1 protein-coding gene and 1 pseudogene are annotated in these 1,583 nt (G+C 35.5%); both read right to left on the minus strand.

The features are described from left to right. Positions 1 to 833: phage tail spike protein (locus HMPREF3270_RS10175; RefSeq protein WP_176746730.1), on the minus strand; the 833-nt coding region annotated here is incomplete at its 3' end. Positions 834 to 848: 15 nt separating this feature from the next. Beyond that, positions 849 to 1,583 (minus strand): annotated as a pseudogene (locus HMPREF3270_RS10180) (phage tail domain-containing protein); the annotation flags it as partial.

The raw sequence follows: 1,583 nt of genomic DNA on the forward strand, positions 1-1,583 counted from the left end.
ATTTTTTCTTTTTTACGTTTGTTCAATTCAGTTGTACCTAATGAACGTAATCGTGCTTCAGTCATATTCTCATCTTCAGTTTCAGGTTCATAGATACCCCAAATATATCTTCCTGGCAATCCAAATTGCGCTTGGGCTTCATCATCTTTGACGGTTAAAGTAATACGTGATCCATCTTCTTTTTCAGGACCCACACATAATAATGCGGTATTAACTTCGCTCATATCAACAATTCGCTTTAAACCAGTTAAGTCTTTACCTTTAACTATTTCTTTACCTTGAAATATAGGATTTCGCTTACGCAGCACAACGTAGCGACCATCAACTGTATTACTACCTAACTCGATATAAAAATCAACTATCATATCGTAAGTCGTACACAATTGCACCAGTATATCGTAACGTGTATGAAAACCAGTCCATGATGTCGTACGTATACCTCCATATTCAGTAGCTTCTGACACTTGCCATCCCGTATCTTTCAATACATCATATAAGGCTTCTGTGGTTGTCTTTTTCTCAAAGCTCCCTGGTGCATAAGGAGGCGCACCGGTTATATCTTCTAAATATGAAGCTGTTGTTTCTATTTCAGTATATCCATCCATATCTTGTGAAATATGTTCGATAATAAATTCTCTATACTGACCAGTGCTATCTTGAATAATGACTCTATAATTCTTTTGCATATTTATAGCTCGTTCTGACAGTATTGTAAAGTCAAACGTTTCTGAGCGATTATTAATATCACGGTTATGTTTTGCGTTAATAATTGATGCGTCATCTTCGGAAATAAAGTCTATAATTTTATCTTCATAGTCTAAAATATGCAGCAAATTGCAACCTCCTTTCTATAAATATCTATCTTGCCAACGAACCGTTGTATCAAATGTATTTAACGGTGAGATAATTAATTCTGTATGCCCTTTTTCTACATTGAAATAGTTAGAACCAAAAGTTTTTTCAGATAAAAAAGGCTCTTCATTTACTAATACATTATGATTACGCATATCAATCAAAATTTCATCGCCTTTTTTGATAATCATATCTCTTGCCCCTTTAGGTTTAGGCAATAGCTCTCTCGTATAAGTACCGAAAATATATAGCGGCATGACTGGATTATTACCATTCTTAGCAGAATATAAAGATAACGAAGCAATAGGTCGTGTGTAGAATTTACCGCTATCCATATAAATTTTTTCATGCTGATCAAACGCGATTTTTCTTAACGGATAAGGAATCTCTCTATATTTCCAGGTTTTTATTTTAAATTGATTGCTACGACGTTCCAACTTAATATAGACCACAAACTCATCCATGTTGTATAAACTAGGATTGTTTTTATAGTCGTATATCTTAACTTGGCCGCCATTTTGGTTAAACAGTGTAACAATGATACGTCCTGTGTTTGAGTTGGCGTTAGGATTACTGTAACCAATTGAAGCGATCACTCGTCCGTCTGTATCGTAGAGGTACTGTGCGAAGTGTACTGCGCCTTTACGACGTTGGTTTAGGCCAAACTTAACAGTCGTTGAAAAGTCTTGAGCGCTCGCATAATTGACAAAGCTACGTTTATACATAGCGCC

It is taken from the genome of Staphylococcus sp. HMSC65H10 (genome assembly GCF_001839185.1).
Taxonomy (GTDB): domain Bacteria; phylum Bacillota; class Bacilli; order Staphylococcales; family Staphylococcaceae; genus Staphylococcus; species Staphylococcus simulans.